This is a genomic window from Nonomuraea wenchangensis, from assembly GCF_900111685.1.
Lineage (GTDB): Bacteria > Actinomycetota > Actinomycetes > Streptosporangiales > Streptosporangiaceae > Nonomuraea > Nonomuraea wenchangensis.
Map to the genome: position 1 here is coordinate 389,733 of NZ_FOHX01000006.1, position 23,734 is coordinate 413,466.

20 protein-coding genes are annotated in these 23,734 nt (G+C 72.8%); 11 read left to right on the forward strand and 9 right to left on the reverse strand.

The genetic code is table 11. The annotated features are described in order from the left end of the window. Positions 1-9 precede the first annotated feature (9 nt). Together BMW85_RS20820 and BMW85_RS20825 are read right to left on the reverse strand one after the other, a co-directional pair. Entirely contained in the window at positions 10-2,352 is a 2,343-nt protein-coding gene (locus BMW85_RS20820) for a PEP/pyruvate-binding domain-containing protein (RefSeq protein ID WP_091083713.1), read from the reverse strand. Further along, positions 2,349-3,746 (reverse strand): MDR family MFS transporter, encoded by a 1,398-nt coding sequence (locus tag BMW85_RS20825; RefSeq protein ID WP_177240788.1) that lies wholly within the window; start codon positions 3,744-3,746, stop codon positions 2,349-2,351. Before BMW85_RS20825 ends, BMW85_RS20820 begins: the two co-directional genes overlap by 4 nt. Positions 3,747-3,902: 156 nt before the next feature. Here BMW85_RS20825 and BMW85_RS20830 point away from each other — a divergent pair, with 156 nt between their 5' ends. From BMW85_RS20830 to BMW85_RS20840, 3 genes are all read left to right on the forward strand, one after another. After that, positions 3,903-4,472, forward strand: coding sequence for a dihydrofolate reductase family protein (locus tag BMW85_RS20830; RefSeq protein WP_091083716.1), 570 nt, complete (start codon positions 3,903-3,905; stop codon positions 4,470-4,472). A gap of 165 nt (positions 4,473-4,637) precedes the next feature. After that, complete coding sequence (locus BMW85_RS20835) at positions 4,638-5,462, forward strand: helix-turn-helix domain-containing protein (RefSeq protein WP_091083718.1); 825 nt, start codon at positions 4,638-4,640, stop codon at positions 5,460-5,462. Next, complete coding sequence (locus tag BMW85_RS20840) at positions 5,450-5,662, forward strand: DUF397 domain-containing protein (RefSeq protein WP_091083721.1); 213 nt, start codon at positions 5,450-5,452, stop codon at positions 5,660-5,662. Before BMW85_RS20835 ends, BMW85_RS20840 begins: the two co-directional genes overlap by 13 nt. Before the next feature lie 74 nt (positions 5,663-5,736). Here BMW85_RS20840 and leuA read toward each other — a convergent pair whose 3' ends face one another. Further along, positions 5,737-7,443: a 2-isopropylmalate synthase gene (gene leuA / locus BMW85_RS20845; RefSeq protein WP_091083722.1), complete on the reverse strand. Its 1,707-nt coding sequence runs from the start codon at positions 7,441-7,443 to the stop codon at positions 5,737-5,739. Between the two features lie 279 nt (positions 7,444-7,722). Here leuA and BMW85_RS20850 point away from each other — a divergent pair, with 279 nt between their 5' ends. The 6 genes from BMW85_RS20850 (at position 7,723) to BMW85_RS20875 (ending at position 14,586) form a co-directional block, all read left to right on the forward strand. Next, complete coding sequence (locus tag BMW85_RS20850; protein ID WP_091083725.1) at positions 7,723-7,968, forward strand: DUF2630 family protein; 246 nt, start codon at positions 7,723-7,725, stop codon at positions 7,966-7,968. Positions 7,969-8,019: 51 nt separating this feature from the next. After that, positions 8,020-8,994 carry a GNAT family N-acetyltransferase gene (locus tag BMW85_RS20855; RefSeq protein ID WP_091083727.1) on the forward strand — a complete coding sequence of 325 codons (975 nt, stop codon included), beginning with the start codon at positions 8,020-8,022 and terminating at the stop codon, positions 8,992-8,994. A gap of 40 nt (positions 8,995-9,034) precedes the next feature. Continuing rightward, on the forward strand, positions 9,035-11,146 hold the full coding sequence (locus BMW85_RS49645; RefSeq protein WP_177240789.1) for a glycoside hydrolase family 6 protein: 2,112 nt from the start codon (positions 9,035-9,037) through the stop codon (positions 11,144-11,146). A 126-nt stretch (positions 11,147-11,272) separates the two neighbouring features. Beyond that, entirely contained in the window at positions 11,273-12,583 is a 1,311-nt protein-coding gene (locus BMW85_RS20865) for an MFS transporter (protein WP_177240790.1), read from the forward strand. Positions 12,584-12,607: 24 nt separating this feature from the next. Then, positions 12,608-13,273, forward strand: a complete 666-nt coding sequence (locus tag BMW85_RS20870; protein ID WP_091083729.1) for a response regulator transcription factor — start codon at positions 12,608-12,610, stop codon at positions 13,271-13,273. Next, on the forward strand, positions 13,270-14,586 hold the full coding sequence (locus tag BMW85_RS20875; RefSeq protein ID WP_091083731.1) for a sensor histidine kinase: 1,317 nt from the start codon (positions 13,270-13,272) through the stop codon (positions 14,584-14,586). Before BMW85_RS20870 ends, BMW85_RS20875 begins: the two co-directional genes overlap by 4 nt. Before the next feature lie 259 nt (positions 14,587-14,845). On the opposite strand, the gene BMW85_RS20880 is transcribed toward BMW85_RS20875, so the two are convergent. Next, a complete protein-coding gene (locus BMW85_RS20880; protein ID WP_245774963.1) occupies positions 14,846-15,754 on the reverse strand; it encodes a TAXI family TRAP transporter solute-binding subunit in 909 nt (302 codons plus the stop codon). 26 nt (positions 15,755-15,780) lie between these two features. On the opposite strand from BMW85_RS20880, the gene BMW85_RS20885 reads away from it, so the two are divergent. Both BMW85_RS20885 and BMW85_RS20890 read left to right on the forward strand, forming a co-directional pair. Beyond that, a complete protein-coding gene (locus BMW85_RS20885; protein ID WP_177240791.1) occupies positions 15,781-16,515 on the forward strand; it encodes a Mut7-C RNAse domain-containing protein in 735 nt (244 codons plus the stop codon). Positions 16,516-16,560: 45 nt separating this feature from the next. After that, complete coding sequence (locus BMW85_RS20890) at positions 16,561-19,131, forward strand: AfsR/SARP family transcriptional regulator (RefSeq protein ID WP_091083735.1); 2,571 nt, start codon at positions 16,561-16,563, stop codon at positions 19,129-19,131. A gap of 5 nt (positions 19,132-19,136) precedes the next feature. Here the strand turns inward: BMW85_RS20890 and urtE are convergent, their stop codons facing one another. From urtE to urtA, 5 genes are read right to left on the reverse strand one after another with little or no spacing between them, the layout of a single operon-like run. Beyond that, complete coding sequence (gene urtE, locus BMW85_RS20895) at positions 19,137-19,829, reverse strand: urea ABC transporter ATP-binding subunit UrtE (protein ID WP_091083737.1); 693 nt, start codon at positions 19,827-19,829, stop codon at positions 19,137-19,139. Beyond that, positions 19,804-20,556 carry an urea ABC transporter ATP-binding protein UrtD gene (urtD, locus tag BMW85_RS20900; RefSeq protein ID WP_091083740.1) on the reverse strand — a complete coding sequence of 251 codons (753 nt, stop codon included), beginning with the start codon at positions 20,554-20,556 and terminating at the stop codon, positions 19,804-19,806. Before urtD ends, urtE begins: the two co-directional genes overlap by 26 nt. Then, a complete protein-coding gene (gene urtC, locus BMW85_RS20905; RefSeq protein WP_091083743.1) occupies positions 20,540-21,571 on the reverse strand; it encodes an urea ABC transporter permease subunit UrtC in 1,032 nt (343 codons plus the stop codon). Before urtC ends, urtD begins: the two co-directional genes overlap by 17 nt. Beyond that, the gene (urtB, locus tag BMW85_RS20910) at positions 21,568-22,416 is read right to left on the reverse strand and encodes an urea ABC transporter permease subunit UrtB (protein WP_091084117.1); all 849 of its coding nucleotides are present in this window, start codon (positions 22,414-22,416) and stop codon (positions 21,568-21,570) included. Before urtB ends, urtC begins: the two co-directional genes overlap by 4 nt. Further along, positions 22,416-23,621: an urea ABC transporter substrate-binding protein gene (gene urtA, locus BMW85_RS20915; protein ID WP_091083744.1), complete on the reverse strand. Its 1,206-nt coding sequence runs from the start codon at positions 23,619-23,621 to the stop codon at positions 22,416-22,418. The genes urtB and urtA overlap by 1 nt, the downstream gene beginning before the upstream one ends. Between the last annotated feature and the right edge of the window lie 113 nt (positions 23,622-23,734).

Here is a 23,734-nt window from a genome sequence, read left to right on the forward strand (position 1 = left end):
CCAGCCATCCTAGGCAGCGGCGACGACCGTTCCCGCGTCGCCGTTCACGGTCACGACCTGGCCGTCGGCCAGCGCGGACGTCCCCGCGCCCGTGCCCATGACGGCGGGGATGCCGTACTCCCGCGCCACGATGGCCGCGTGCGAGGCCGTCCCGCCGCTGTCCACGACCACGGCCGCGGCCCGCTGGAACAGCGGCGTCCACGACGGGTTCGTGTATGGGCAGACGAGCACGTCGCCCGCAGCCAGCCGGCCGAACTCGGCGGGTTCCCTGATCACCTTCACCGGTCCGGTGGCGGTGCCCGCGCTCGCCGGGGCTCCGGCCACCAGCACGTCACCCCCCGCCGGCGCCGGAGGGAAGACCGCGGTGTGGTCGATGAGGCGTACGCCGGCCAGCTCCTCCCGCTTCGCCGCCCGCGCCCGCGCGAGCTCGCGCAACCGTGCCCCGTCCCGACCGGCCGGCGCGTCCTCGCCGCCGATCGCCTCCAGCTCCTCCAGCCGCAGGTGGAAGACGTCCTCGGGCCGGTCGAGCACGCCTGCCACGCACAGCCGCCGGCCCAGCTCGACGAGCGAGCGGCGCAGGACGGGCTGCGGCAACGTGAAGAAGAAGTGGCTGTCCTCGCGGAAGGCGATCCCGGCGCGGGCGGCGGCCACCCAGCGCCGCAGCCGCGCCCGCCGCCTCGGAGCACGCAGGAGCGGGTGGCCGAGCAGCCGGTCGAGGACGTCGTCGGCCTCCTCGGCCGCCGGCGCGGGGTGCGCGGCCAGCATCCCGACCAGGCCGAGCACGGTCTCCGGCGCGTCCGCCCAGGTGGGCGGGGTGACGAGGATGGGGCTGGCGGTCTCGCGGTGGCCGTACTCGCGCAGGAACTCCTCGAACGCGGCCATGAACTCGGCGGGCTTCGGGTCGGCGTCGAGCGCGCCGGTGCGGACGGCCAGCTCGGCCAGCCGTTCCAGCGCCCGGTTGGCCTCGCTCGTCCGGGTGACCGCGCCGGCCAGCAGCCCCGGGAAGAGCGGGCCCCGGCGCAGCAGCTTGACGGCCACCAGCAGGCGCAGCAGCGCGAGCCCGGTGCCCGGCAGGTAGTCGATGCGCAGGTCGGCCACCGGGGCGACCACGTCGAGCGCCTTCCTGGGTACGCGGATCAGCTCCCGCCACGGCAGCGCCCCGAGGTCCAGGGCGGCCAGGTCGCGCGCCGCCGCCAGGTAGCCGGTGAAGCGGCGGTCCTCGGTCCAGCGGGCGGGGTCGTACCGCCTGGCCTTGGCCGCGACGCGGAACGGCGCCGTCAGCGCCCTGGCCGTCAGCCCCGGCTTCGGCGGGACGAGCGCGACGACGACGCCGTCCTCCTCGCGCAGGAACCCCTCGAACCCGCCCCGGACCCCGAACGCGCCGGTCACCCTGGCCATCAGCCCCGCCGGCCCGTACGGCAGCCAGGTCGTCATGTCGATCGGGTACGGCCGGACCGGCAGGTATTCGAGCAGGATGCCGGTGAGCCGGCGCTGAACCCGGTTGAGCCGGCCGGGCGGAGGCGGCGGCAGCGCCGTCATCGGCCGGGCCTGGAGCAGATGGAGGCGGCCGGCGGCGTAGGCCCATTCGATGTCCTGGGGGCGGCCGTAGTGGGCGGCGACCCGGCGGGCGAGCCCGGCCAGCTCCGTCACGACCGCGTCCGGCAGCCGCGAGGCGCCGTTCCCGGGGTCGCTCTCGTGGACGACCCCGCCTCCGGGGGCGCTGCGGACGACGACCTCGCCGCGACCCGGCCGGTAGTCGATGTGTCCCTCGCGGTCCACCTCGTAGTGGTCGGGCGTGACCAGGCCCGACACGACGGCCTCCCCGAGACCGGCCCCGGCGTCGATGACGATCCGCTCCCGCTCGCCCGTCACCGGATCGGCGGTGAACAGGACGCCCGCCGTGTCCGCCTCGACCATGCGCTGCACGACCACGGCGATGCTCACCCCGGCGTCGTCGATGCCGAGCCTGGCCCGGTAGGCGACGGCCCGTTCGGTGTGGAGTGAGCGCCAGCAGCGGCGTACCGCGTCGAGCAGGGCCTGCTCGCCCACCACGTTGAGGTAGGTGTCCTGCTGGCCGGCGAACGCGGCTCCCGGCAGGTCCTCGGCGGTCGCGCTGGAGCGTACGGCCACCGGCCCGGCTCCGAGCGCCGCGTACGCGGCGGCGATCTCCCGCCGCAGCTCGCCGGGCAGCTCGTCGTCCCGTCCTGCGAGGTCGTAGGCGTGCGTGGTGACGACGAAGCCGGGCGGCACGGGGAAGCCGTTCCTGACCAGCTCGCCCAGGTTGGCGCCCTTGCCTCCGGCGAGGGGCAGGTCGGCGCGGCCGACGGCGTCCAGGGGCGCGACGAGTTTCACGTGCTCTCCTTCACAGGGGTGTCATCGGCGTGGGCGGTCGTGCGGAGCGGGCGCGCCGGCAGCGCCAGCGCCAGCCCGAACGCCACGACCAGCAGCGGCGCCATGGCCCCGAACACCGGGGGCACGGCCGTCGCGAACGACTCGCGCACGCCGTCGGGCAGCGCGGCCGGGGCGTCGGTGGCGGAGATCCCGGACCGCAGGGTGATGAACGCGCCCACGACCGCGACCCCGGCCGACGCCCCGATCTGCCGGACGAACGTGACCGACGAGGTGGCCGTGCCGAGGTCGCCGTAGGGGACGGCGTTCTGCGCGGCCAGCAGCATGACCTGCATGACCAGCCCGACCCCCAGCCCGGTGACCAGCATGGACGCGGCCAGCGCGGGCGGCGAGCCGGCCGTGAGCCCGATGAGCGCGAGCCCGGCCGCGGCGACGGCGGTCCCGGCGACGGGGAACGGTTTGTAGCGGCCGGTCCTGGTGATCAGCCGTCCGGACACGGTCGTGGCGGCCACCACCCCGCCCATGAGCGCGGTCACCAGCAGCCCGGCCTCGGTGGCGCCGGCGCCGTGCGCGATCTGGAGGTAGGCCGGCATGTACGTGACCGTCCCGAACAGCGCGAACCCGATGAGCAGGCTGATCGCCACGGGCACGGCGAAGGCCCGCTCGCGGAAGAGCCGCAGCGGCATGACGGGGTCGGCCGCGTACCTGGCGCTGACCAGCCAGCCCGCCAGCCCGCCCGCGGCCACCAGCAGATAGACCGGCTCGCGGGTCTGCCCGACCAGCACCACACCCACGACGAGAGCGCCGAGCGCGAGCGCCCCGGCCACGTCCAGGGGCCGCCGCCCGCCCTCCGGCCGCGGCAGCCGCAGCGCCACGGTGAGCAGGACCAGCGCCAGCAGCCCGAGCGGCGGGTAGAGCGCGAAGATCCACCGCCAGCTCACCCGGTCGATGAGGAACCCGCCGATCAGCGGACCGCCGACGGCGGCCAGGACGTACGCCGAGCCGAAGTAGCCGAGGAAACGTCCCCGCTCGCGCGGGCTGACCAGCTCGCCGATGGCCGCCTGGGCGCCGATCATCAGCCCGCCGCCGCCCAGCCCCTGCACCGCACGGAACGCGATGAGCTGCGGCATCGACGTGGCGAGCGCGCACAGGACGGCCCCGGTCACGAAGACGACGACGGCGACCTGCAGCGTCGGCTTGCGGCCGTAGCGGTCGCCGAGCTTGCCGTAGACCGGCATGGCGACGGTGGCGGCGACGAGGTAGGCGGTGACGACGCCGGGCATCTGGTCGAGCCCGCCGAGGTCACCGGCCACGACCGGCAGCGCGGGAGCCATGATCGTCTGATCGAGCGCCGCCATCAGCATGGCCAGGATCAGCCCGGTCACCACCAACCCCATGACGCCTCCCCATTAGTGAACGAACCGTTCTCTATCGAAGAGTAGATCCACCGGCGCCCGAATTCAACACCTCATGAATATCCGTTCCGCTCGGCGGCGATGAGTTGCGGGAGGCCCGCTGGTCCAACCCGGAAGGACAACGTCGAGGAGGTCCCGATGGGTGCGGTGGTGCTGTACAAGAGCATGTCGCTGGACGGCTACGTCGCCGGTCCCGGCGTCGGCGCGGAGCATCCCATGGGCAGGGGCGGCACGCGGCTGCACGACTGGATGTTCACCGACCAGCCCGACCCGCGCGACGAAGAGGTCCTCGCCGCGATGACGGCTTCGGTCGGCGCGGTCGTGGTCGGCAGGCGCACGTTCGACGTCGGCCTGCCGCACTGGCAGGACACCCCTTATCCGGCGCCCACCTTCGTGCTCACCCACCGGACCCGCGACGAACTCGTCATGAAGAGCGCGACGTTCACCTTCGTCACCGCCGGCGTCGAGGCCGCGCTGAAGGCCGCCCGGAACGCGGCCGGCGACAAGGACGTGATCGTGATGGGCGCCGGGACAGGACGACAGTTCCTGCGCGCCGGACTGCTGGACGAACTGCTGATCAACCTGGTTCCGGTCGTGCTGGGGTCTGGAATCCGGTTGCTGGAAGACCTCCCGCACATCGAGTTGACCCGCACGCAGGTGATCGCCTCCGACGCGGTCACGCACCTGCGGTTCCGGGTCGTGAAGTGACGTTCCGCGGCACGGAGAGCGCGGGCGTCCCCGACTGGATAGAGCCGATAACCGTCGGCTCCGCGCCGAGCCTTGGCTACATTGTGTAGCCGATCGACTTCGCGACGCCATCAGCCGTCCCGGCGAAAGCCCTGTCGGGGCGGCGGCGACCCCCCAGGAGGTCAGATGCCAAAGGAAAGCGAGCTATGCCCGTCTGACTCGCCGACCGCACTCTTCGGCTTCGAGCTGCGGCGACATCGAAAGGCCCGAGGCTGGTCCCAGATCCGCCTGTCGAAGGCGGTGCCCTACTCCGTCGGGACGATCAGCATGATCGAGACGGCCAGGCGGTCACCGACCGAGGAGTTCGCCCGCCACTGCGACGAGGCGCTGGAAGCGGAAGGCGCCCTGATGCGGCTCTGGCCGATGGTCAGCCACGCCTCGGCCCCTCCATGGTTCCGGCCCTGGCTCGACGCGGAGGCCACGGCGGAGGCGATCCGGTCTTGGGAGCCCCTGGTGGTCCCCGGCCTGCTCCAGACCGAGGACTACGCGCGGGCGATACTGAGCGGTGAGCCCGGCGCGACGACGGAGGAGATCGAAGCACACGTCATCGCCCGCATGGAGCGCCAGTCCATCCTCCACCGGCCCAAGCCCCCGATGCTCTGGGCGGTCGTCGACGAGGGAGTTCTGCACCGCCCGATCGGCAGCCGCGCGGTGATGGCCGCCCAACTCGCCCACCTTGTCGAACTCGGCACCGCGCCGCGGATCACCATTCAGATCCTTCCGCTCAGCGCGCGTTCCACGACCGGGCTGCTCGGCGGCTTCGCCATCAGCCAAGCGCACGGAGCCCCTGACACGGCCTACGTCGAAGCCGCTTCCGACGCCCAGGTGACCGACTGGCCAGAAAGCGTCAGGATCCTGGCGTTCAGGTACGAAGGGATCCGTTCCGAAGCTCTCTCTCAACGGGAATCCATCAGATTGATCGAGGAGACGATGCAACGATGGACGAGTTGACCCGAGCGCTCCGTGCGGCCACGTGGACCAAGTCTTCTCACTCGGGCAGCAACGGCGGCAACTGCGTCGAGATCGCCACGCTCGCCGGGGGACACCGCGGCGTGCGCGACAGCAAGAACCCCACCGGCCCGGCCCTGGTCTTCACCCCGGGCGAATGGGACGCCTTCATCAACGGAGTGAAGGACGGCGAGTTCGACTAGACGCAGCGAACGATCACCCGAGAAGGCCCTCCGACCATGCTCAGGGCCTTCTCGGAGTCTCGTCCCCTGCAGCGTCAGCGGGAGGCGCGGTTGACCGCCGAGATGATGGCCTTGAGCGAGGCGGTGGTGGTGTTGGCGTCGATGCCGACGCCCCACAGCACCTCGCCGTTGACGTCGCACTCCAGGTAGGAGGCGGCTTTGGCGTCGCTGCCCGCGCTCATCGCGTGCTCCGAGTAGTCGAGCACCCGTACGTCGATGCCGACGCCGCCGAGTGCGTCGATGAAGGCCGAGATCGGGCCGTTGCCGGTGCCGCTGACCTCGCGGATCTCGCCGTCGAGGCGGACGTCGGCGCTGATGCGGTCCTTGTCGTCGACCGTGGACTCGCCGCGGTGCGCCATCAGGCTCAGCCGGCCCCAGCGGTGGGCCGGGTTGGGGAGGTATTCGTCGCGGAAGATCTCGTACATCTCGGCGGGGCTGACCTCGCCGCCCTCGCTGTCGGTGCGGGCCTGCACGACCTTGGAGAACTCGATCTGCAGCCGGCGCGGCAGGTCGAGCTGGTGGTCGGACTTCATGATGTACGCCACGCCGCCCTTGCCGGACTGGCTGTTGACCCGGATCACGGCCTCGTACGTGCGCCCGATGTCCTTCGGGTCGATCGGCAGGTAGGGGACCGCCCACGCGAACTCGTCCACCGGGGTCCCGGCCGCCGCGGCGTCGCGCTCCAGGTGCTCGAAGCCCTTCTTGATGGCGTCCTGGTGGGAGCCGGAGAAGGCGGTGTAGACCAGCTCGCCGCCCCACGGGTGGCGCGGGTGCACGGGAAGCTGGTTGCAGTATTCGGTGACGCGGCGGATCTCGTCGATGTCACTGAAGTCGATCTCGGGGTCGACGCCCTGGGAGAACAGGTTCATGCCGAGCGTGACCAGGCAGACGTTGCCGGTGCGCTCGCCGTTGCCGAACAGGCAGCCCTCGATGCGGTCGGCGCCGGCCATGTAGCCGAGCTCGGCGGCGGCGACGGCGGTGCCGCGGTCGTTGTGCGGGTGCAGCGACAGCACGATCGAGTCGCGGTGGCGCAGGTTGCGGCTCATCCACTCGATCTGGTCGGCGTAGATGTTGGGGGTGGCCATCTCGACCGTGGCGGGCAGGTTGATGATGACCTTGCGGTCGGGGGTGGGCTGCCACACCTCGTTGACGGCGTCGCAGACCTCGACGGCGTACTCCAGCTCGGTGCCGGTGAACGACTCCGGTGAGTACTCGAAGAAGACGTCCACGTCGCTCGCGTCGGCGAGCTTCTTCACCAGCTTGGCGCCCTCGACAGCGATCGCGGTGATGCCCTCCTTGTCCTGGCCGAAGACGACCCGGCGCTGCAGGGTGGAGGTGGAGTTGTAGAGGTGGACGATGGCCTGCTTGGCGCCCTCCAGCGACTCGAAGGTGCGCTCGATGAGCTCGGGCCTCGCCTGGGTCAGGACCTGGATGACGACGTCGCCGGGGATGCGGTCCTCTTCGATGATCTGCCGGACGAAGTCGAAGTCGGTCTGCGAGGCGGCGGGGAAGCCGACCTCGATCTCCTTGTAGCCCAGGCGTACCAGCAGCTCGAACATCTGGAGCTTGCGGTGGGAGTCCATCGGGTCGATCAGCGCCTGGTTGCCGTCGCGCAGGTCCACCGCGCACCAGCGGGGCGCCTTGGTGATGACCTTGTCGGGCCAGGTGCGGTCGGTCAGCCGGACGGGCTCGAAAGGCTGGTAGCGATGGATCGGCATCCGGCTGGGTCGCTGAGCGGTCATGGTCGTTGCTCCTCGTCGGGCGGTTCAGGAAAGGAAGCGGCCGACGCGCATGACTGGCTCCGCGACGAGGGAGCCGGCCTTAAAGGCCCTCGCCGCGGCAGCTAAGAAGGAGCCCGCGCAGCATGTCTTGCACGCTATCAGACGTCTCGGGATGCGCCGTGCGTTATCTCAGATCCCGAGAAAGGTCGTGTCGGAGCTCACTTCCCGACGAGCGCGGCTCCGCCCCGCCGCTACGCCGGGCGCCGGTGTGTTCCGTCCCGTTCGGATTAGAGTTTTCGCATGCGTGATGACGAGATTCTGACGAGGATCAGCGCCCTGGTCGACGAGGAGCACCAGTTGCGCGAGAAGCTCTCGGCCGGCGAGGTGACGACGGACGACGAGCACAACCGCGTCAAGGAGCTGGAGGCGGCGCTCGACCAGTGCTGGGACCTGCTGAGGCAGCGCCGCGCCCGGCGCGGCGCGGGCGAGGACCCGGACGAGGCCGCGGTCCGCCCGGCCGGCCAGGTGGAGAACTACCGTCAGTAGCCGCGCGGAAATCGGTGGCAGGCGCCGCCCGGGGTGCGCTTTGCTGACGGGATGAGCATCCAGCGGGTCGATCTCGGCCAGGACCAGGGCATGGTCGCGGGCCTGCACGAAGCGTACGTGGCGGCCAACGCCGACGACCCGGGCCCCCTGGTCACCCTGCCCCGCTTCCGCATGAGCTTCGCCGCCGAACGGTCGGACCAGGGTGTGGAGATGTGGGTGGCGACCGAGGGCGGGAAGGTCACCGGCGGCTACAGCCTTGGGCTGCCGCGCCTCGACAACACGCACACCGCGTCGGTGTTCCCGCTGGTGGTGCGGCCCGAGCGGCGCGGGCGCGGACTGGGCGCCGCGCTGTTCGAGCACGCCGTGGGCCGGGCCCGCGCGCACGGCCGCCGGCTGCTGCTCACCGAGGCGCCGGCCACGGGCGTGGGCGCGCGGTTCGCGCGGGCGCACGGCATGACGCCCTCGACCACCGAGGCGCGCCGCACCCTCGACCTGCGCGCGGCCGACCCGGCGGCGCTGAAGGCGATGACGCCGACGGTCGAGGGTTACACGCTCCAGCAGTGGGCGGGACCGGCGGGACCGGAGCTCCTGGACGACCTCGCCACGCTGCTCGACGGCATGAACGACGCGCCGCGCGACCCCGGCGTCGAGGCGAGCGGCTACGACGCCGAGCGGGTCGGCGAGGGCGAGCGGCGCATCACCGGGGCCGGCCAGACCTGCTACTCGACGCTCGCCCGCCGCGTCTCCGACGGCGCGCCCGCCGCCTTCACCCGCATCGCCATCAAGACCGACCGCTCCGACGGCTGGGCCAACCAGGTGGACACGGTGGTGCTGCGCCCGCACCGGGGCCGCCGGCTGGGCCTGCTCGTCAAGCTCGCCAACCTGCTGTGGCTGCGCGAGAGCGAGCCGCACCTCGACCGCGTGATCACCTGGAACGCCACCACGAACGTCCACATGCTGGCCATCAACGAGGCCATGGGCTTCCGGCTGCTCGACGAGTGGCACATCTGGCGGCTTGAGCTGTGACCCTCCCCAGGCTCCTGCGGGCGGGTTAATCTGACGGTTTATGACCTTGGACGCGTTGCGCGACGGGGATCCACGCCGGGCCGGGCCCTACACCCTGCTGGGCCGGCTGGGCGAGGGCGGCATGGGGACCGTCTACCTCGGGGAGGCGCCGGACGGCACCCGGGTGGCGGTCAAGCTGATCAACGCGCGGATGAGCGCGGACCCGGAGTTCCGCCGCCGCTTCGCCCGGGAGGTCGCCGCGGCGCGGCGGGTCGCCCGCTTCTGCACCGCTCCGGTCCTCGACGCCGACGTGGACGGCGACCCCGCCTACCTCGTCACCGAGTACGTCGAAGGGCCGAGCCTCGGCGACGCCGTACGCGAGTCCGGGCCCCTGACGGGGTCGGCGCTGGACGGGCTCGCCGCGGCCATGGCGGTGGCGCTGCGGGCCATCCACGGGGCGGGCGTGGTGCACCGGGACCTCAAACCGTCCAACGTGCTGCTCTCGCAGGTGGGGCCCAAGGTCATCGACTTCGGGATCGCGCGCTTCACCGAGGCGGAGGTGAGCAGCGCGATCGTGGGGACGCCCGCGTACATGTCGCCGGAGCAGGTGTCGGGGTCGCGGGTGGGGCCCGCGTCGGACATCTTCTCGTGGGGGTGCACGGTGGCGTTCGCGGCGTCGGGGGCGTCGCCGTTCGGGACGGGCTCGGTGCCGACGATCCTGCTGCGCATCGTGAACGAGGCCCCGGAGCTGCACGGGCTGTCGGGGGTGCTGCGGGAGCTGGTCGAGGCCGCGGTCACCAAGAACCCGGCGCAGCGCCCCACGGCCCAGGACCTCCTGGACCGCCTCAGCGCGGCCAACCCCTCGGCCCTGCCCGCGGACGCCTTCCCCGCCCCTCCCCCACCGGCCTCCCGGGGCGCGGCGGAGGATCCGGGCTCGACCGTGCCGCCCGTCGACGGGGACACCGGGACGGGTGGTGGCCGGAGGCGGGGCAGGGTCGTCGCGGGGGCGGCGGCGGTGACGGTGGCGGTGGCCGGGGTGACAGTGGGGCTGGTGTTGAACGGGTCCGGCGGCTCTCCCGATGCGAACACGTCGCCCGGCAGCTCCAAGGTGAGCGGCCGGGGCGACACCACGAGCGCGGGCACCGCGACGCTTGCGGGCGCGAACCCGTTGCGCGCCGCCCGCCCCGTCACCTTCTACTCCCCCGAAGAGCCGAACGCCGCCAAGCAGGCGACCCTCTGGAAGAAGGACCGCCCCCAGGACGCCGCCCTGATGGAGAAGCTGGCGAAGGTCCCGCACGCCATCCGCCTCGGCACCCCCGAGGTGCGCGCCAAGGTGTCCGAAGCCGTGGAGAACGCCGCGGGCACGGGCGGCGTCCCGGTGTTCCTGGTCAACTACCTGCCCGGCAACGACCAGTGCCGGCCCGCCACCCCGGCGGAGCTGGCGGCTTACCAGAGCTGGATCAAGGGCATCGCGGGCCAGATCGGCACGTCCCCGGCCGTGGTCGTCCTGGAGCCGGGCAGCCTGGTCAAGCTGCCCGGCACGAAGAACTGCGACCCGCAGGGCTCCCCCGACCAGCGCTACGAGGCCCTGCGCGCGGCGGCCGGCACGCTCAAGGCGAACCCGCGCACCGCCGTCTACCTCGACGGCGCCCAGGACCTCTACCCCGGCACCGAGGTCATGGCCGAGCGCCTGCTCAAGGCGGGCGTCGGCGAGACCGACGGCTTCTTCCTCAACGCCGCCTCCTACCAGCGCACCGCGAAGGCCGTCGCCTACGGCAAGCAGCTCTCGGTCTGCATCGCCCTGCGCCGCGCCGGCCGTTCCGACTGCCCGCTCGACGCGAGGGTGGACCCGGCCACGCTGCCGCACTTCGTCGTCGACACGGCCCGCAACGGCCAGGGCTCCTGGGCGCCGGTCAAGCACTACGCGGACCCGCAGACCTGGTGCAACCCGCCGGGCAGGGGCGTCGGCGACCGTCCGACGACCGAGACCGGCGAGGAGCTGGCCGACGCCTACCTGTGGATCGCCCGCGCCGGCACCTCCAACGGCCATTGCCGGCGCGGCACGAAAGGCGACAAGGACCCCGAACGGGGGGTCGTCGCGCCGGAGGCGGGCGCGTGGTGGGCGGAGCTCGCCCTGGAGCGGGCGAAGCTGGCCCACCCACCGTGGGGCTGAGGTTTCCGGCGGAAGGCGCCGATGTTAAGCGGACGTTAGATATCGGCCCGTCCACCTTGTCCGGACTCCTTCCTGGGGTGAGGCTCTGACCTGCACGTACTCCCCCAGCCCCCAGGAGGTACCGAAGTGAGCAAGCCCCGCGTGCCGTGGAAGGCGGTGGTCGGCGGCTCGGTCGGCAACCTGGTCGAGTGGTACGACTGGTTCGTCTACAGCAGCTTCGCCGTCTACTTCGCCGCGTCCTTCTTCCCGGAGGGCGACGACACGGCCAAGCTGCTCAACACCGCGGCGATCTTCGCCGTCGGCTTCTTCATGCGCCCGCTCGGCGGCTGGCTGCTCGGCCGCTACGCCGACCGCCGGGGCCGCAAGGCGGCGCTCACGCTGACCGTCACGCTGATGTCGGCCAGCGCCCTGCTGATCGCGATCGCGCCCACGTACGAGTCGGTCGGCTACTTCGGCGCGCTGGTGCTGGTCGTCGCCCGGCTGCTCCAGGGCCTGTCGGTGGGCGGCGAGTACGCGGCCAGCGCCACGTACCTCACCGAGGCGACCCCGCGCGGCCGCCGCGGCCTGGCCTCCAGCTTCCAGTACGTCTCCATGACCGCCGGCCAGCTCGTCGGCCTCGGCCTGCAGATCATCCTGCAGAACACGATGACGAAGGAGGCGCTCAACTCCTACGGCTGGCGCATCCCGTTCGTGGTCGGCGCGCTGGCCGCCGCGGTCGTGTTCTACCTGCGGCGGAGCCTGCTGGAGACGGAGGCGTACGACGAGGAGCGGCACGCCGAGGAGACCACGGAGCGGGGGACGATCCGCGGGCTGCTCGCCCACAAGAGGGAGGCGCTGCTGGTGATCGCCCTGACGATGGGCGGCACGGTGGCGTACTACACCTACACGACGTACCTCACCAAATACCTGTCCAACACGGCGGGCCTGGCGAAGGAGACGGCCACGCTGGTGAGCTTCTGCGCGCTGTTCGTCTTCATGTGCCTGCAGCCGCTGGCGGGGGCGCTGTCGGACCGGATCGGGCGGCGGCCGTTGCTGATCGCGTTCGGGATCGGGTCGATGGTGGGGACGGTGCCGCTGATGACGGCGCTCGGCGGGGCGAGCGGGTTCGGCGGGGCGCTGGCGCTGTCGCTGACCGGGCTGGTGATCGTCACCGGCTACACCTCGATCAACGCGGTGGTGAAGGCCGAGCTGTTCCCGACCGGGGTGCGGGCGCTCGGGGTGGCGCTGCCGTACGCGATCGCGAACGCGCTGTTCGGCGGCACCGCCGAGTACGTGGCGCTGTGGTTCAAGAACGCGAAGATGGAGTCCGGTTTCTTCTGGTACGTCGCCGGTTGCGGCGCGGTCTCCCTCATCGTCTACCTGTTCATGCGCGAGACCCGGGACGCGGCCCTGTCGCGGGCCGAGCAGACGGCGGGGGCCGTCCCGGAACGCGTGTAGCCCGCGCGCGTCTACCCTGGCGGCATGCGAGTTCTGCTGGTCGAGGACGATGACCGGCTGGCCGCCGCGCTGACGACGGCGCTCGCCCGGCACGGCCACCGGGTGACGCGGGCGGGTCTGGCCGTCGACGCCCTCCGCCTGGCGGGGGGCGTCGACTTCGTCCTGCTCGATCTGGGCCTGCCCGACATGGACGGTCTCGACGTGCTGCGCCGCCTGCGCCGGGTGTCGGCCGTGCCGCTGATCGTGGTGACCGCCCGTACCGAGGAGCGCGAGGTGCTGCGCGGCCTGCGCTCGGGGGCCGACGACTACCTGGTCAAGCCGTTCCGTACGGCGGAGCTGATGGCCCGCATGGAGGCGGTGGTGCGGCGCGGCACCCGCCCGCTGCCGCGCCGCGACGACGTGGTGCACGTCGGCGACGTACGCATCGACCTGGAGACGCGGCAGGTGACGGTGGCCGGGGAGGCGGTGACGCTGACCCGGCGGGAGTTCGACGTGCTGGCGCTGCTGGCCAGGGAGCCCGGCGTGGTACGCAGCCGGGAGGAGATCCTCGACGAGGTGTGGGGCGATCCGCTGCTGTCGGCGTCACGGTCGCTGGACGTGCACGTGGCGGGGCTGCGCGCCAAGACGGGCCGGCCGGGGCTGGTGGAGACCCTGCGGGGCACGGGCTACCGGCTGGGCTCGGCGGGATGAACGCGCGGCTGGTGGTCACGTTCACCACGCTGATCGCGATCCTCATCGCGGCGCTGGCGGTGCCGCTCGGCTGGGCGTACGCCTCCCACCGGACCAACCGGCTGCTCCTCGACCGCCGCGCCGACGCCACCCGCTTCGCCGAGCTGGCCGACCAGGCGGCGCGCGAGGGCGACTACGCGGGCCTGGTCGAGGAGGTGCGCCGCTACGCCGACCTGTACGGCGCGGCGGTCCGCGTCCGCGACCGGGACGGCTCGGTCCGCGTCACCGCCGGCTCCTTCGCCGCCGACGACGGCGACGCCACCCGCCTGGCGCTGTCCGGCCGCACCACCGAGGACCTGCCGATGACGACGCCGTTCGGGCCGGCGTACGCGCTGCTGGCCGAGCCCGCCGGGCGGGACGCGCAGCTCTCGGGCGTGGTGCTCCTCCAGGCCCCGGCGGGCCGCGCCCGGCTGGACGTGTCGCTGGTGTGGGGCGCGCTGGCGCTCGGCGCGCTGGCCGCGCTCGGGCTCGGCGCGCTGGTGGCCAGGCGGCTGGCCCGCTGGATCCTGCGCCCGGTCACCGAGCTGGACCGCACCACCCGGGCCATCGCCCGGGGCCGCCTGGACGCGCGGGCGCATCCGGGGGCCGGGCCGTCGGAGCTGCGGCGGCTGGAGGAGCGCTTCAACGCGATGGCCGACGCCGTGGCAGGGGCGATGGAGCGGCAGCGGGCCTTCGTCGCCGACGCCTCGCACGAGCTGCGCACCCCGCTCACCGTGCTGGGGTTGCGGCTGGAGAACATGGAGCCGCATCTGAAGGCCGGGGGCACGGCCGAGTACGCGGAGGCGATGGCCGAGCTGGACCGGCTGGCGCTGCTGGTGGAGGACCTGCTGACCCTGGCCAGGGTGGAGGCCGGCGCGGGCCTGGAGCCCCGGCCGGTCCCGCTGGGGCCGCGCCTCGCGGTCTGGCGCGAGGTGTACGCGGCCAAAGGGCTCGCCCTGGTGGCCCCCGAGCACGGCGAGGTGCCGGAGGCGGCGGCCAGGATCGCCGACATCGCGCTGGACAACGCGCAGAAGTTCGTCCCCGAGGGCGGGACGGTGACCGTCACCCTGGCCGGCGGGGTGCTGCGGGTGGCCGACGACGGGCCGGGGCTGGGCGAGGAGGAGCGGGCCGAGGCGCTGGGGCGCTTCTGGCGCGCGGGCTCGCACGCGAACGTGCCGGGGAGCGGGCTCGGCCTGGCCATTGCCGCCGAGCTGGCCCGCGCCTGCGGCGGCGCCCTCCGCCTCCTGCCCACCGTCCCTCACGGCCTGACCGTGGAGCTCCGTCTCCCTTCTTGATCTCCGTGCCGGACGCCGGCGCCGATCCGCGACGCCGCCGATCCAGGGACCCAGGCAGCACCTAAGCCCCGCTCCCCAGTCCCCCAGAAGGACCTCAGCCCAACTCCACTCTTCCCCCAGAAGGACCTCAGCCCCAGCTCCACCTCTCCCTGAAGGACCTCAGCCCCAGCTCCACCTCTCCCTGAAGGACCTCAGCCCCACTCTTCCCCTTCCTCCTGAAGGACCTCAGCCCCACTCTTCCCCTTCCTTCAGAAGGACCTCAGCCGTAGACGGAGCGGTAGTACCTGATCGCCCCCGGATGCAACGGCACCACCCCGGTGCCGATGGCGTACCGCGGGTCGAGCCGCCCGCCGGGCGCGGACGGCGCCTGGAGCCGGTCACGGGCCCGGAACACCGTCTCGACCACCGTGTACGCCACGTCCTCCCCCAGCGAGGCCCGGCACATCAGATAGCTGGGCGTCCCGATGGTGGAAACCGGCCCCGCCGCACCGTACGCGCCCGCGGGGACGGTGCCGTGCTCGTACACGGGCCCGAACTCCCGCCGCAGCACCGTCACCATGGGGTCCAGCGGCACGAGCCGGAGCTCGCCGGCGGCCGCCTCCAGCGCGGGCGTCGGCACCCCGCCGGACCAGAAGAACGCCTCCACCTCCCCGTCCCGCAGCGCCGCGATGGACGCGTCCAGCTCCAGCCGGACGAGCTGGGCCGGGCGGGCGAGCCCGGCGGCGGCGAGCACGCGGGTGGCGGTCACCGCGGTGCCCGACCCCTCCGCCCCGATCGCGACCCTGCGCCCGGCGAGGCCGCCGACGGCGGCGATCCGGGAGCGGGCGGGCACGACGAGGTGGACGTAGTTCATGTAGACGCGGCCGAGCGCCGCGACCGCCTGGCGGCGTACCCGGATCGCGTCGTCGGCGGTGTCGGCCAGCGCGAAGCCGACGTCGGCCCGCCCGTCGGCCATCATCGTCAGGTTCTGGACGCTGGCCGCGGTGGACAGCACCCGTACGCGGAGCCCGTCCCGCCGCAGCTCCCCGGCCAGGCGGTCGCCGAGCTGCCCGTACGCGCCGCCGGTCTGCCCCGTGACCAGCCGAAGCTCGGCCTCGGGCGGGCCGCCTCCCGAGCAGGCGGCCGCCGCCAGGGGCAGCGCGAGCAGCGACCTGCGGGTAATGGACATGAACTCACGTTATCCGCCGGAGCAGAATGGACCTTGTGACCACCGCTCGCCTGCGCATCGCCCCAGAGCTGAGGATGTTCCTGCCCGTGAGCCGCCGCCAGGAGTGGCACGAGGTGACCCCGGACGGCACCTCCACCCTGGGCCACCACGTGGAGTCCACCGGCGTACCACTGACCGAGGTGGGCCAGCTCACCGTGGCCGGCCGCCCGGTGCCCTTCTCCTACCAGCTCGCGCCCGGGGACGTGGCGGAGGTCCCGCCCAAGCCCCGGCCTCAACGCCTGCCCGACGACCCCCGTTTCCTGCTGGACGTGCATCTCGGCACCCTGGCCCGCCGCCTGCGCCTGCTCGGCGTGGACGCCGCCTACCACAACGACATGGACGACCCCTCGCTCGTGGCGCAGGCCAACGCGGAGCGCCGGGTCCTGCTCACCCAGGACCGCGGCCTGCTGCGCCGCCGCGCGCTGTGGCTCGGCGCGTACGTCCGCGGCTCCGACCCCGCCGACCAACTGCACGACCTGCTCGACCGCTTCTCGCCGCCCCTGCGCCCGTGGTCGCGCTGTACGGCCTGCAACGGCGAGCTGGACCCGGTCGACAAGCAGGAGATCTCCCGGCGGCTGGAGTCGGGCACGAGGCGCAGCTACGACGCCTACGGCCGCTGCCGCGACTGCGGCCAGGTCTACTGGCGCGGCGCCCACAGCGGCCGGCTGGAGGAGATCGTCCGCTCGGCCCTCGCCTGGACCGGCGGCACGACGCCGGGTTGACCTTTCCGGGTGGCCGGAGCTCCAGCAGCCTGATATGGAAGGGCGGTGGAATTCCGCATCATGGGGCCGCTGGAGGTCCGGGACGCCGACGGCGCCGACCGCACTCCGGCCGTGCCCAAACACCGGGATCTGCTGGCGATGTTCCTGCTCAACGCCGGGCGGCCGCTCACCGCGGAGCGGCTGCGGCGGCTGCTGTGGCCGCGCGAGGGCGGCGAGCGCTCCGACTCGCTGATCCGCGGCTATGTCGGGCAGCTCCGCAAGCTCATCGGCCAGGACACGATCGCGACCGTCTCCGGGGCGTACGTGCTGCACCTCGGCGACGGCCGGCTCGACGTGGACCGGTTCCGGCTGCTGGTGGGCGAGGGCGCGTACGAGGAGGCTCTCGGCCTGTGGCGCGGCGAGGCGCTGGAGGACCTGGACCCCGACGGCGAGCGGTGGGTGGAGACGCGGCGGCTGCGCGAGGAGCTGGAGGAGCTGCGGCTGCTGGCCCTGGAGCGGCGGGTCCAGGCCGACCTGGACGCCGGGCGGCACCGGGAGCTGCTGGCGGAGCTGCGTCAGCTCACCAAGCGGCATCCTCTGTGGCAGCGCTTCCGCGGCCAGTACATGCTGGCGCTCTACCGGAGCGGGCGGCGGGTGGACGCGCTGGCCGCGTACGCGGTGCTGCGCGACCGGCTCGACGGCGGGCACGCGATCGAGCCGGACCCGGAGCTGCAGCTCCTCTACCACCGGATGCTGCACGACGACGTGTCGCTGCACGTGTCGGCCGGCCCGCCGGTGCTGCTGCCGCCCGACGTGGCCGACTTCACCGGCCGCGAGGACCTGCTGGGCGAGGTGGTCGGCGGGCTGGCGGTGGTGCACGGGCAGGCGGGGGCGGGCAAGTCGGCGCTGGCGGTGCACGCGGCCTGGCGGGCCCGCGAGCGTTTCGGCGACGGCATCCTGTACGCCGACCTGCGCGAGACCACGACCCCGGCCGCCGTCCTGGAGGACTTCCTGCGCTGGCTCGGCTGCCCCGCCCAGGCGATCCCGGCCGGGCTGGAGCAGCGCGAGCGGCTGTTCCGCGCCTACACGGCCAGCCGCGAGCTCCTCGTGCTGCTGGACAACGCCGCGAGTGAGGCGCAGGTCCGGCCGCTGCTCAGCGCCTGCCCGACGGTGGTGACCAGCCGCTCACCGCTCGGCGGGCTGCCGGGCGCGCGGCGGCTGTCGGTGGGCGTCTTGGACGACGAGGCGGCGCTGGAGCTGCTGGCCAGGAGCTCGGGCCGGGCGGGGGGCGACGGGTTACGCGGCCTGGCCCGCTTCTGCGGCGGCCTGCCGATCGCGCTGCGCATCGCGGGCTCGCGCCTCGCGGCCCGCCCCGAGTGGACCGTCGGCTACCTGGTCCGCCTGCTGGAGGACGAGCACGAGCGGCTGGACCGGCTGCACGCCGGCGACCTGGCGGTGCGCAGCGTGTTCGCGATCGGGTTCGACGGGCTGCCGGAGGCGGCCAGGCGGACGCTGCGCGGCCTCGGCGCGCTGTCGGCCCCTGACTTCGCCGACTGGGTGACCGAACTGCTGGGCGGCCAGGCCGAGGCGCTGGTCGACGCGGGGCTGCTGGAGACGCACGGCGTGGACGTGGCGGGCCAGGTCCGCTACCGGCTGCACGACCTGACCCGGCTGTTCGCCCGCGAGCAGCCGGTGCCTGAGGTGCTGCCGAAGCTCGCGGAGGTGGTGCTGGAGCGGGTCCGCGCCTCGCGCTTCTCGCTGGTGTCGGGCGATCCCGCGACGACCGTGGCGACCCGCGACATCCGGGAGTCGGTGGAGTGGCTGGCCGCCGAACGTGGCTTCCTGGTGAGCCTGGTGGCCGACCTGCACGCGGCCGGCCTGGACGGGCCGTGCTGGCGGCTGGCGCACCTGCTGGCGCCCTACCTGGAACGGCAGCGCTTCCTGGACGACTGGCGGGCCGTCACCTCGCTCGCGCTGGTGTCGGCGCGGCGCTCCGGCGACGGGGAAGGGCTCGTCCTGCTGGACCTGGGCGATCTGCACCTGGCCGAGCGGGACTGGGCGCGGGCGGAGGAACGGCTGCTCGCGGCGCTGGCGAAGCTGGCGGGACAGCCCCGGGAGAGCGCCCATGCCACCCGCAGGCTCGGCCGGGTGCACCTGGAGCTGGGCCGGCTGGAGGAGGCCGAGCGGACGCTGCTGGCCTGCCTGGCGCGGGCGGAGAACCAGCGCGACGCGGCCGACACCGAGCAGGTCCTCGGCATGGTGCTGCGCCGCGCGGGACGCCTGGACGAGGCCGCCGACCGGCTGACCGCGGCCGTGGGCCGGCTGGCCGCGCTGGGCGACCGGCACCGGCAGGCCGACACGCTGCTTGAGCTCGCGGCGGCCCGCCTGTCGCAGGGGCGCAAACCGGACGCCCGCGCCGCCGCCGAGCAGGCGAGAAGCCTCGCCGTACGCCTCGGCGACCGGCTGCTCGACGCCCACGCCCTGCTGGCCCTCGCCCAGGTGGGCCGGGCGGAGGGCGCGGCCGGGCGGGCGGGCGAGCTGGCCAGGGCGGCACTGGAGATCTTCGACCGGACGGGCGAGCGCCGGGGCGCCGCGAACGCCCGCAGCCTGCTCGCCCTCCTCGGCGCCTCCGCCTGAGCCTCCTACACCGCGAGGAGCCTGCGTACGTCGTCGCGCCGCAGCTCCTCGGCGTCCCCCGTCCTGACGACGTGCCCGGCGTCGAGGATGACGAACCGGTCGGCGAGCCGCAGCGCGATGTCCAGATACTGCTCGACGAGCAGCACCGCCAGCCCGGCGGCGTGCAACCGCTCGATGGCCGCCTCGATCTCCAGGATGATCGACGGCTGGATGCCCTCGGTCGGCTCGTCCAGGATGAGCATCCGGGGCCGGGTGACCAGGGCGCGGGCCATCGCGAGCTGCTGCTGCTGGCCGCCGGACAGGTGCCCGGCACTCCGCCTCAGCATGGGCTTGAGCGCCGGGAACAGGTCCAGTGCCTCGTCCACGGCCTCCTTCGGCTGTTTGGCGGCCTCGACGGTGACCAGCAGGTTGCCGAGCACGGAGAGCTGGGGGAAGCACTGGTGGCCCTGGGGGACGTACCCCATGCCGAGCCTGACCCGCTCGTGCGGCTTCAGTCCGGTCACGTCGCGGCCGTCGAAGGTGACCGTGCCCGCCGTGGCGGGCAGCACGCCCATGACGGTGTTGAGCAGCGTCGTCTTGCCGACGCCGTTGCGGCCCATCACGCAGACGAGCCGGCCGGGCTCCACCTCCAGCGACACTCCGAACAGCACGCGCGCCCGTCCGTACCCCGACTCAAGTCCGTTCACCGACAGCAGCATCGCTCGGCCTCCTCCCGAGATAGACCTCCTGCACCCGCGGGTCGGCGCTGACCTGCTCCACCGACCCCTCCACGAGCACCTTGCCCTCGTGCAGCACGGTCACGGTGGACGCGTGCCGCCTCAGGAACTCCATGTCGTGCTCGACCACGATCACCGTGTGGTCCGCGGCGATCTCGGTGAGCAGCCGGCCGGTGCGCTCGCGTTCGTCGCCGGACATGCCGGCCACCGGCTCGTCCAGCAGCAGCAACCTCGGCCGCTGCGCCAGCAGCATCCCTATCTCCAGCCACTGGCGCTGGCCGTGGGAGAGAACGCCCGCTGAACGTTCGGCGAGCTCTTCGAGCCCGGTCCTGGCCAGGGCCTCGGCGACGGCCTCGGAGACGCCGCGCCGCCGCCGGGCGAGCGTCCAGAGCGGGCTGCGGAAGCCGGCCGCCAGGTCGAGGTTCTCGAGGACGGTCAGCTCCTCGAACACCACCGAGGTCTGGAACGTCCGGCCGACGCCGAGCCGGACGATCCGGTGCTCCTTGCGGCCCACCAGGTCGTGGCCGGCGAAGCGCACGCTGCCCGCCACCGGCCGGGTCAGCCCGGTGATCACGTCGATCAGCGTGGTCTTGCCCGCGCCGTTCGGCCCGATGAGGAAGCGCAGCTCGCCCTCGGGGACCGTCAGGTCCACGCCGTCGAGGGCCCGGTAGCCGTCGAACTCCACCCGTACGTCACGCAGTTCGAGCACGGCGCACCCTCCCGAGTAGCCCGGCGATCCCTTTGGGCGCCAGGGTCATGACCAGGATGAACAACGCGCCCTGAAGGTAGAGCCAGCCGTCGGCGAACTGCTCGCTGAAGGCGGTCTTGGCGTAGCCCATGACGACCGCGCCGAGCACGGCCCCGGCCAGGGCGTGCCGCCCGCCGACGGCCACCGCGACCACCAGCTCCAGCGACGGCACGACGCCGAGCAGCGCCGGCGAGATGATGCCGACGACCGGCACGAACAGCGCGCCCGCGAGCCCCGCCATGCCGGCCGAGATCGCGAAGGTGACGGTCTTGACCAGGGCCGGGTCGTAGCCGAGGAAACGCACCCGGTCCTCGCCGTCGCGCACCGCCACCAGCAGCCGGCCGAAGCGGCTGTTCACGAGCTGCCGGGTGGCCAGGTAGAGGACGCCGAGCACGCCCGCCGTCACCAGGTAGAGCCCGCGCTGCGTGGAGTCCTCGGCGAGGTCCCGGCCGAACAGCTCGAAGAAGTTCGTCATGCCGTTGGTGCCGCCGGTCAGCCCCTGCTGGCCGACCAGCAGGATGACCAGGGCGGCGGCCAGCGCCTGGGTGAGGATCGCGAAGTATGCCCCCCGCACCCGCTGCCGGAACACCAGCGTGCCGAGGACCACCGCGAGCGCCATCGGCCCGAGCACGGCCATCCCGAGCGCGAGGACCGGGCTGGCGAACGGCGCCCACAGCGCCGGCAGCTCCTCCACGCCGCTCCACACCATGAAGTCCGGCAGCCCGCCGGGCCCGGCCTCGGTGAGCTTGAGGTACATCGCCATCGCATAGCCGCCGAGCCCGAAGAAGACGCCCTGCCCGAGGGTGAGCATGCCGCCCTTGCCCCACGCCAGCCCGATGCCGAGCGCGACGATCGCGTAGCACAGGTACTTCGCGAGCAGGCCCAGCCGGAACGGCTCCAGCAGCAGCGGCGCGGCGACCAGCGCCACCACGGCGACGGCGGCGAACGGCAGGTTGCGCCGGATCAGGTCTCTCATGTGAGCACCCGCGACCTGAGCACGAACATCCCCTGCGGGCGCACCTGGAGGAACGCGATGATCACGGCGAACACGATCACCTTCGCCAGCGAGGCGTCCGACCAGAACTCGGCGTAGGAGTTGAGCAGGCCGAGCCCGGCCGCCGCGAGGACCGCCCCGCGCAGTTGTCCGAGCCCGCCCGCGACCACCACGAGGAAGGCGTCCACGATGTAGTACGTGCCGAGCCCCGGCCCGACGGGACCGATGAGGGTGAGCGCCACCCCGGCCACGCCGGCCAGCCCTGAGCCGACGAAGAACGTCAGCATGTCCACCCGCCCGGTGTCGATCCCGCTGGTGGCGGCGAGCCGCCGGTTCTGCACCACCGCCTGCGTACGCCGGCCGAGCGCGGTGCGGTTGAGGTAGAGCCAGACCGCGACCACGCCGGCGACGGCCAGCGCCATGATGAACAGCCGGTTGTAGGGCAGGATGCCGACGCCGCCGGCCAGCCAGGAGGGCGCGGGCACCTGCACGTTCGGCGCGCCGAACAGGTCGCGGGCGAGCTGCTGCAGCACGAGGCTGACGCCCCAGGTGAGCAGCAGCGTGTCCAGCGGCCGGCCGTAGAAGTGGCGGACGGCCGCGCGTTCCAGGACCAGCCCCATGGCCCCGGCGACGAGGAACGCCGCAGGGAGCGCGAGCACGAGGTCGCCGATGAGGAACGCGGTGTACGCGCCCGCCATGATGAACTCCCCGTGCGCCATGTTGATCACGCCCATCTGCCCGAACGTGAACGTCAGCCCGAGCGCCACGAGCAGCAGCACCGCCCCGATGGACAGCCCGATGGGAAGCTGGTTGACGAAGGCCGTCATCAGGAGGCCGCCAGCCCGGCCGCCCACGGGTACGCCTTCAGGTACGGGTCCGGCTTGATCGGCTCGCCGGAGTCCCACACCTGCTTGATCAGCCCGTCGGGCTGGATGATGCCGATGCGGGCGGTCTTGTACAGGTGCTGGTTCTCGCCGTCGATGGTGACCTTGCCCTCGGGGCGGTCCAGCGAGATGCCGGGCGCGGCCTTCTTCACCGCCTCGACCTCGGTGGTGCCGGCCTTCTTCACGGCCTCGGCCCACAGGTAGACGGCGTTGTAGCCGGCCTCCATCGGGTCGGAGGTGACCTTGGTGGCGCCGTACTTGGCCTTGTACGCCTTGACGAACGCCTCGTTGGCCGGGGTCTCGGTGGTCTGGTAGTAGTTCCAGGCGACCGGGTGGCCGGCGATGTTGTCCACGCCGATGCCGGTGACCTCCTCCTCGGCGACGCTGACCGACAGCACGGGCATCGTCTCGGCGGTGACGCCGGCGCTCTTGAGCTGCTTGAAGAAGGCGACGTTGCTGTCGCCGTTGAGGGTGTTGAACACCGCGTCCGGCCTGGCCTGGACGACCTTGTTGACGAGGGTCGAGTATTCGGTGTGGCCGAGCGGGGTGTACTCCTCGCCGAGGACCTCCATGCCGTTGGCGGCCGCGTACGCTTTGATGATCTTGTTGGCGGTGCGCGGGAAGACGTAGTCGCTGCCGACCAGGAAGACCTTCTTCTTGCCCTGCTCCTTCAGGTAGTCGAGGCCAGGGATGATCTGCTGGTTGGTGGTGGCTCCGGTGTAGAAGATGTACGGCGAGCTCTCCAGGCCCTCGTACTGCACCGGATACCACAGCAGCGCCTTGTAGCGCTCGAAGACCGGGAGCATGGCCTTGCGGCTGGCGGAGGTCCAGCCGCCGAAGACGGTGGCGACCTTGTCCTGCCTGATGAGCTTGGTGGCCTTCTCGGCGAAGGTCGGCCAGTCCGAGGCGCCGTCCTCGGCCACGGGGACGAGCTTCTTGCCGAGCACCCCGCCCGCCCGGTTGATCTCGTCGATGGCCAGCAGCTCGGCGTCCCGTACGGTGACCTCGCTGATCGCCATCGTGCCGCTGAGCGAGTGGAGGAGTCCGACCTTGATCTCCTGGGCCTCGGCGGCCGGCTGGGCGTCGGACCCGCAGGCCGCCAAGGCCAGGGCGAGGGCGACTGGGACAATCGGGCGGGAGATGCGCACGGCGGTTCCTTCCTGCCGACCGGTTCTGCGAGAAAGGTGACCCCGGCGCGTTTCGCGCGCGGATCCCGGGCGTTAATACGCCTTTGCCGGATCTTCACAAGTGCACATATCCC

Bases quoted from the DNA above. Each gene is read 5' to 3' on its own strand.
- BMW85_RS20825 (WP_177240788.1), bottom strand. From the start codon at position 3,746: ATGGGGTTGGTGGTGACCGGGCTGATCCTGGCCATGCTGATGGCGGCG.
- BMW85_RS20830 (WP_091083716.1), top strand. From the start codon at position 3,903: ATGGGTGCGGTGGTGCTGTACAAGAGCATGTCGCTGGACGGCTACGTC.
- BMW85_RS20835 (WP_091083718.1), top strand. From the start codon at position 4,638: ATGCCAAAGGAAAGCGAGCTATGCCCGTCTGACTCGCCGACCGCACTC.
- BMW85_RS20840 (WP_091083721.1), top strand. From the start codon at position 5,450: ATGGACGAGTTGACCCGAGCGCTCCGTGCGGCCACGTGGACCAAGTCT.
- leuA (WP_091083722.1), bottom strand. From the start codon at position 7,443: ATGACCGCTCAGCGACCCAGCCGGATGCCGATCCATCGCTACCAGCCT.
- BMW85_RS20850 (WP_091083725.1), top strand. From the start codon at position 7,723: ATGCGTGATGACGAGATTCTGACGAGGATCAGCGCCCTGGTCGACGAG.
- BMW85_RS20855 (WP_091083727.1), top strand. From the start codon at position 8,020: ATGAGCATCCAGCGGGTCGATCTCGGCCAGGACCAGGGCATGGTCGCG.
- BMW85_RS49645 (WP_177240789.1), top strand. From the start codon at position 9,035: ATGACCTTGGACGCGTTGCGCGACGGGGATCCACGCCGGGCCGGGCCC.
- BMW85_RS20870 (WP_091083729.1), top strand. From the start codon at position 12,608: ATGCGAGTTCTGCTGGTCGAGGACGATGACCGGCTGGCCGCCGCGCTG.
- BMW85_RS20875 (WP_091083731.1), top strand. From the start codon at position 13,270: ATGAACGCGCGGCTGGTGGTCACGTTCACCACGCTGATCGCGATCCTC.
- BMW85_RS20880 (WP_245774963.1), bottom strand. From the start codon at position 15,754: ATGTCCATTACCCGCAGGTCGCTGCTCGCGCTGCCCCTGGCGGCGGCC.
- BMW85_RS20885 (WP_177240791.1), top strand. From the start codon at position 15,781: ATGGACCTTGTGACCACCGCTCGCCTGCGCATCGCCCCAGAGCTGAGG.
- urtE (WP_091083737.1), bottom strand. From the start codon at position 19,829: ATGCTGCTGTCGGTGAACGGACTTGAGTCGGGGTACGGACGGGCGCGC.
- urtC (WP_091083743.1), bottom strand. From the start codon at position 21,571: ATGAGAGACCTGATCCGGCGCAACCTGCCGTTCGCCGCCGTCGCCGTG.
- urtB (WP_091084117.1), bottom strand. From the start codon at position 22,416: ATGACGGCCTTCGTCAACCAGCTTCCCATCGGGCTGTCCATCGGGGCG.